The organism is Streptomyces sp. NPDC057654 (assembly GCF_042800135.1).
GTDB lineage: Bacteria > Actinomycetota > Actinomycetes > Streptomycetales > Streptomycetaceae > Streptomyces.
Genome location: NZ_JBHVHQ010000511.1, coordinates 1 through 6,214, shown reverse-complemented (window position 1 = coordinate 6,214; position 6,214 = coordinate 1). Strand labels below are relative to the sequence as shown.

Here is a 6,214-nt window from a genome sequence, read left to right as displayed (position 1 = left end):
GTCGGGGAGCGGATGCTCGCGGCGGCCGAGGAGTCCGCGCGCAAGTGGCTCGCCGACGGGCGGCCGGTCGAGGAGCACCCGCACCTCGCGGCCTGGCGCGAGGCGTTCCGCGCCTTCGGCGCGAAGCCGCAGCGGACCCGGCCCAGCGCGGAGGCGCTGCTGCGCCGGGCCGCCGACGGGCTGCCGCGTGTGGACCGGCTCACCGACATCTACAACGCGGTGTCGGTCGCGCACGTCGTGCCGCTGGGCGGCGAGGACCTCGACCACTACGAGGGCGCGGCCCGGCTCGTACGGGCCGACGGCACCGAGGAGTTCGTGACGGCCGCCGGGGGCGAGAGCGTCGTCGAGCACCCCGCCGCCGGGGAGGTCGTGTGGCGCGACGACGCCGGCGTCACCTGCCGCCGCTGGAACTGGCGGCAGTGCGTCCGTACCCGCCTCACCCACGACACCACCCGCGCCTTCTTCCTCCTCGACGCGCTCGGCCCCATGGACGACACGGCCCTGACCGCCGCGGGCGACGCGCTCAGCGAGGCCCTGACCGAATCCAGCCCCGGCGTACGCCTCGCCACTCGCCTCGTCGCGGCGACCGGGGGCGAGTAGCCGCCGCGCCGAGCGGGACGTACGGCACGAGCGCCGCTGCCGGGCGGAAGTCGGCCGGTGCGGGGCACGGACCTCGGTCCGTACGGGCATACGGCCCGCCGCCGGGCGTGCTGGTCACCCGCAGCCACCCCCTCCACGGCCCGCAGGCGACATACCGCCCCCAGCTCCCGCAGCTCCCACAGGGGTGCATCGGTCTCAGCTCCCGTACGGCCGTACCTCCCGCGCCGCGAGCAGGGCCCGTGCCCACCAGCCGAGTTGGTCGAGCATGGTCTTGGCGGCGGCGGAGGCCGCCGCGCCGTCCTTGTGGGTGCCGTCTTCGTCGAACTGACCCCATGGCATGTGGAAGCTGACCGTGTCGCGGACCGTGACCGTGTGGAGTTCGGAGAAGACCGGGCGCAGGTGTTCCACGGCGCGCAGGCCGCCGGAGAGGCCGCCGTAGGAGACGAAGCCGACGGGCTTGGCCTGCCATTCCTCGCGGTGCCAGTCGAGGAGGTTCTTGAGGGAGGCGGGGTAGCTGTGGTTGTACTCGGGGGTCACGACCACGAAAGCGTCGGCGGCGGCCAGGTGCGGGGTGACGGCGGCCAGGGCGGCGGCGGTCCCGGCGTCGGGCTGCCCGCTGAGGTTCAGCGGGAGCGGGGTCTCGGCCAGGTCGATGACGTGCGTGTCGACGTCGTCGCGGCGCGCGGCCTGGGCGATGAACCAGTTGGCGACGGTGGGGCCGAAGCGCCCTTCCCGCGTCGAGCCGATGATCACGGCCAGGCGGTACGGGCGCTCGGACGCGGTCGGCGTGGTGGTGGGCGGAGTGGTGGGCGGAGTGGTCATGGCGAGTCCTTCCCCAAAGCGTTCGGAACGGCTTGTGTGCCGTGGGAAAGAGCCTCCAACTTAAACAATGGTTTAAGTCAAGCTAGTCTGGTCGCCATGACCCAAGTCCCCTGGCAGGCCAAAGAACTGACCGTCGGCGAACTCTCCGAGCGCAGCGGCGTCCCCGCCTCCGCGCTCCGCTTCTACGAGCGCCAGGAACTCATCAACAGCCGCCGCACCAGCGGCAATCAGCGCCGCTACACCCGCGACACGCTCCGCCGCGTCGCCTTCATCCGGGTCTCCCAGCGGCTCGGCATCCCGCTCGCCGCCATCCGCTGCGCCCTCGCGATGCTCCCCGAGAACCGCACGCCCACCCGCGAGGACTGGGCGCGGGTCTCCGAAGGCTGGCGGCAGGACCTGACCGAGCGCATCGACCAGATGACCAAGCTCCGCGACCATCTGACCGACTGCATCGGCTGCGGCTGCCTGACCATCGACCGCTGCATCCTCACCAACCCGGGCGACCAGCTCCAGGCGGAGGGCCCGGGGCCGCGCAAGCTCATCGGTTCGTAGGGCCGCGCGTCGGCGCTGGAGCACCGGTCGGCCGGTGCCGCCACGGAATCCTGAGCGCCGGCCGCAATGACCAGCATCACGCGGGCTCGCCCCGCGCTCCCGGTGCAATGATTACGATCATGGATGAAGGCAGACAGAAGCGCATAACCTTTGGCACCCTCCTGGGGGTGGCCCTCGCCGCGTGCTTACCGACCGGCGTCACCCTGGGGGACCGGCCGTTCCCGTCGCCGATCCTTGGCCTAGTGGTTTTCTCGATCGTCAACAAGCTGATCCACTCGTATCCGAGCGAGATCAGGAGCGCGCCGCCCATCACGCTGCTCGTCCTCGGCCTCGTAGGGATTGTCCAGGACAGCCTGATCTGGCTGCTCGCCTCCTGGCTGGGCACCCAGTTGGGCATGGGTCTTCACGTCGACGGCCTTGGAAGCGCCCTGTGGGGCGGTGTCGTGGTCCGGCTCGCAACCTTGGCCTGCCTCGCGATCCCGATGCGGAAGGCGGGGCAGGAACGTGACGCGTAGTCGGGTGCAGCCCTCCTCCCGGCAAGCGCTGAGCGGGCGAACGCTCCACTCCGCCGAGCGCGGCGAAACCATTGCCGGTGACCGGCGGATGCTCACCGGCAGATGCTCAGAAAACGTCCGGGCACCACGGCCTGCGTGACGTCCGCAGCAGTGCGTCCGCCGTCGCCGCCGCCCCCTCGTGCTCCTCCCGCACCCGGCCCAGCGCCGCCAGTCGCACCGCCGACTCGTCGCCCAGGTACAGCGTGCCCAACTCGGCTACGTCCAGCGTCAGATCGGGCGCGCGCGTCGTCAGGGTGCAGGTCGCGCCGTCCGGAGTCGCGTCCAGGAGGTAGCGGCCGGAGGCCAGGCCCGCGGGGTCCTGGACGTCCAGGACCAGGGCGGCCGTCGCCGCGTACGTACGGGCTTCCAGGAGCCGCGGCACGTCCAGCGGCCGGAGCCACAGGTAGTCGGCGTGCGTGATGACGCGGGCCGCGCGGGGGTCGCCGAGCAGGAGGGGGAGCAGGTCGTCGGGGGCGCGGTGGCCGCTGCGGACCTTGGTTATCCAGTCGATGGTCAGGAGGAAGTGCCACAGGGCGCGCTCGGCCTCGGGCGTGGCGGCGAGCAGGTCGCGGACGACCGCGGTGTTGTCCGGCAGCTTGCCGTCCCAGCGCTCCTCGACCTCGTACGAGAGCAGGCCGTCGACCGTTCCGTCCGGAGCCCGGTAGAAGGCGTAGAACGGTTCCTGCCACGGCTCGTCCGAGGAGGTGGGGCGCAGCGCGCCGGTCTCCAGCCGCCACCAGCGTTCGGTGCGGTCTATGTGGCCGGGGCGCGTCGCGCGGAGCCGTTCGTGGAACGCGGGGCCGAGTTCCCGTACGGCCTCGGGGGTCGCGAAGTCGACCCGGCCGCCGTCGGCGGGGCCCGCGTACCGCCGGTCCAGGGCGGTGCGCGCGATGTCGATCTCCCACTCGGTGATCCAGGTGGCCGGGCCGAAGCCGTATCGGCCGTAGATCGGGTACTCGGCGGAGATCAGCGTCGCCACGGCGTCGCCGCGCTCCTTCGCCAGCCGCAGATCGGCGTCCATCATGCGGCTGAGCAGTCCGCGGCGGCGGTGCGTCGGCGACACCGCCACGTTGCTGATCGCGTCGGCCGGCACCGTCGCGCCGCCGACCACCGTGAGCTGCTGCGCGAAGCTGCGGAAGGTGGCCACGCAGCGGCCCCCGTTCACGTCCGCCGAGTCCGCCTCGAACGCGCCCTGCGTACGCGCGAGGTCCATGCCCGCCAGCCGGACCTCGGCCTCCTCCTTGGAGACCGAGGGGCGGCGCAGGAAGCCGACGTGCATCGCCCGGCTCCAATTCGGGACGTCGGACGCGGTGATCGTACGGACCTGGACCTGGACCTCGGCCTCTGGATTCATGGGCACACGCTAGGTGCGCCCCTCCCCGGCCCGCACGTGAATTTTCCCGGCGGGGCGCAGCCGCCTCAGAACGTCGCGCGGACCTCGCCCACCCGTTCCCCGCCCCCGAGCAGCGGCGCGTCGCCGATGCGGGCGACGACGGGGGAGTCCACGCCGAGGAGGGCGAGCGCCCGCGCCAGTACCGGGCCGAGCGCCCGTCCGGACCCGTCGTCGATCTTGAAGGCGAGCGCCCGGCCGTCCGGCAGCGCCACGGCCTGCACGGCCTCCGCGCCCATCTTCGACAGCGTGCCCGGCACCTCGCTCATCAGCCAGGTGTCGGGGCGGCGGGTGCCGGCCACGTACTCGGGGTGGGCGCGCATCGCGTCCGCGACCCGTCGCTCCGCGCTGCCCGGCTCGGCCAGGACGAACGTACGGAAGGCGCGGGCCAGGCCGGTCAGGGTCAGGGACATCAGCGGCGCCCCGCAGCCGTCCGTGCCCACGTGCGCGACGCGCTCGCCGCTCGCCTCCTCGACGACCTGGAGGACGAGCCGCTGGAGGGGGTGGTCCGGGGCGAGGTAGGAGTCCTGCGGCCAGCCGTTCGCGGCGCACGCGGCGAGCATGGCGGTGTGCTTGCCGGAGCAGTTCATGGCGACCCGGTCGGGGGTGTGGCCCGCCGCCAGGTACGCCTGTGCCTCGACGGGGTCCAGCGGCAGGTCGGGCGGGGTCTGGAGGTCTTCCTCACCGAGCTCGTACTCGGCGAGCATCTTGCGCACAAGATCGAGGTGAAACGATTCGCCGGAATGGCTCGCGGCCGCCAGCGCCAGCCGCTCGCCGGACAGCTCCAGCCCGGCCCGCAACACCGCAGCGGCCTGCATCGGCTTGTTGCTGGAGCGCGGGAAGACCGGCGCGGACGCCGCTCCCAGCGCCAGCTCCACGCTCCCGTCGGCGGCCAGCACCACCAGCGAACCGCGATGACGGCCCTCGACGAAACCGGAGCGTACGACCTCGGCGAGGACCGGGGATATGGCGGCGTCGGCGGCGGAGCCGGCGGTCGCGGGGCTGGAAGAGGACATCGGGGGCCTTCCGGGGGGTGCGCACTCCCCGGCGGTCCGGTGGAACCCGCGGCCCCGCGGACGTCAGGAGAGCAGATCGTCTACTTGTGCTTCTCCCTCACGGTACCTGCGGGCGATCTCCGCGCCGCAATCGTCCGCCGTGTGCTGGAGCTGCTGGCGGCGGCGCGACACCTGCTGCTCGTAGCGGACCAGCCGGCCCATCGCCGCGTGCAGCTCCTGGTCCGTACGGGCCTCCAGGTCGGACAGCTCGACCTCGGAGAGCATGTCCTCGGCGAGGCGCCGGAACTCCTCGCTGTGCGGCATGCCGAGCGTCACATGCCGGGCGGAGGAGCGGTGCGTGGACGGTACGTCCGCGAGGATCTCCGAGAGCCGGTCGACCACCGGCGAACGGGGCGCCGCGCGCCGCGCCAGCTCGGCCCGCAGGATGTCGATGCGGCCCTGGAGCAGCCGCCGTACGTAGCTGAGGTCGGCCTCGTCCTGCTGTGCGTCGCGGCGCAGCGTGCGGAGCTCGGCGAGGCGCAGCTCGGCCAGTTCCCGCACCGGCATGTCGGCCAGTCTTCCGGAGCGCTGGATCGGGGGTCTGGGCTGCAATGCTTCGCTCTGGAGCATGGGGCCGTCCTCGGTGCGAGCCGCGCTGGCGCGGTCGGTGGTGGAGCGGGCAGTGGATACGGGGCCGGGTGTCTGCCCGGCGCCGGGTGTGATCATGCGTTTCCGTCCCCTCGGGCGGTGCGCGACCAGGTCACGTTGCCCACATAACGCACCGCCTGCACGCATCGTGCCACTCTGGGCGCCTCCGTCGCAGGGCGTCTGCACCCGAACGGCCCCGGACGGCCGTACACCGGGCCCAGGGCATCATGGTCCGTATGCGTGCTGTGGTGCAGAGGGTGGACGGGGCGAGCGTCGCCGTGGACGGCGAGACGGTCGGCGAGATCGTGGGCCAGGGGCTGTGCGTACTGGTCGGGGTCGGCCATGACGACACGGCGGAGAAGGCCGCTCAACTGGCCCGCAAGCTGTGGTCCGTACGGGTCCTGGAGGACGAGAAGTCCTGCTCGGACGTCGGGGCGCCGCTGCTGGTGATCTCCCAGTTCACCCTCCTCGGTGACGCCCGGAAGGGGCGCCGGCCCACCTGGAACGCCGCGGCGCCCGGCGAGGTCGCCGAGCCGCTCGTCGACGAGGTCGTGGCGCGGCTGCGGGAGCTGGGCGCGCACGTGGAGACGGGCCGCTTCGGAGCGGCCATGAAGGTCTCGCTCACGAACAACGGCCCGTTCACGGTGCTGATC

General features: G+C 72.7%; 8 protein-coding genes. 4 read left to right on the top strand and 4 right to left on the bottom strand.

The features are described 5' to 3' along the window. The coding region (locus ACFU99_RS29325) for a B3/4 domain-containing protein (RefSeq protein ID WP_384397736.1) at positions 1–600 on the top strand (600 nt) is incomplete at its 5' end. A 195-nt stretch (positions 601–795) separates the two neighbouring features. Here ACFU99_RS29325 and ACFU99_RS29320 read toward each other — a convergent pair. Further along, on the bottom strand, positions 796–1,422 hold the full coding sequence (locus ACFU99_RS29320; protein ID WP_384397734.1) for an NADPH-dependent FMN reductase: 627 nt from the start codon (positions 1,420–1,422) through the stop codon (positions 796–798). Positions 1,423–1,518: 96 nt separating this feature from the next. On the opposite strand from ACFU99_RS29320, the gene soxR reads away from it, so the two are divergent. Both soxR and ACFU99_RS29310 read left to right on the top strand, forming a co-directional pair. Further along, a complete protein-coding gene (gene soxR, locus ACFU99_RS29315; protein ID WP_384397732.1) occupies positions 1,519–1,974 on the top strand; it encodes a redox-sensitive transcriptional activator SoxR in 456 nt (151 codons plus the stop codon). A 119-nt stretch (positions 1,975–2,093) separates the two neighbouring features. Further along, positions 2,094–2,489, top strand: coding sequence for a phage holin family protein (locus tag ACFU99_RS29310; RefSeq protein ID WP_384397730.1), 396 nt, complete (start codon positions 2,094–2,096; stop codon positions 2,487–2,489). 106 nt (positions 2,490–2,595) lie between these two features. On the opposite strand, the gene ACFU99_RS29305 is transcribed toward ACFU99_RS29310, so the two are convergent. The 3 genes from ACFU99_RS29305 to ACFU99_RS29295 form a co-directional block, all read right to left on the bottom strand. Next, positions 2,596–3,882, bottom strand: coding sequence for a GNAT family N-acetyltransferase (locus ACFU99_RS29305; RefSeq protein WP_384397728.1), 1,287 nt, complete (start codon positions 3,880–3,882; stop codon positions 2,596–2,598). A gap of 65 nt (positions 3,883–3,947) precedes the next feature. Continuing rightward, positions 3,948–4,934: an asparaginase gene (locus ACFU99_RS29300; RefSeq protein WP_384397726.1), complete on the bottom strand. Its 987-nt coding sequence runs from the start codon at positions 4,932–4,934 to the stop codon at positions 3,948–3,950. A gap of 63 nt (positions 4,935–4,997) precedes the next feature. Continuing rightward, entirely contained in the window at positions 4,998–5,543 is a 546-nt protein-coding gene (locus ACFU99_RS29295; RefSeq protein ID WP_384397738.1) for an ABC transporter substrate-binding protein, read from the bottom strand. Between the two features lie 254 nt (positions 5,544–5,797). On the opposite strand from ACFU99_RS29295, the gene dtd reads away from it, so the two are divergent. Continuing rightward, the coding region (gene dtd / locus ACFU99_RS29290) for a D-aminoacyl-tRNA deacylase (protein WP_384397724.1) at positions 5,798–6,214 on the top strand (417 nt) is incomplete at its 3' end.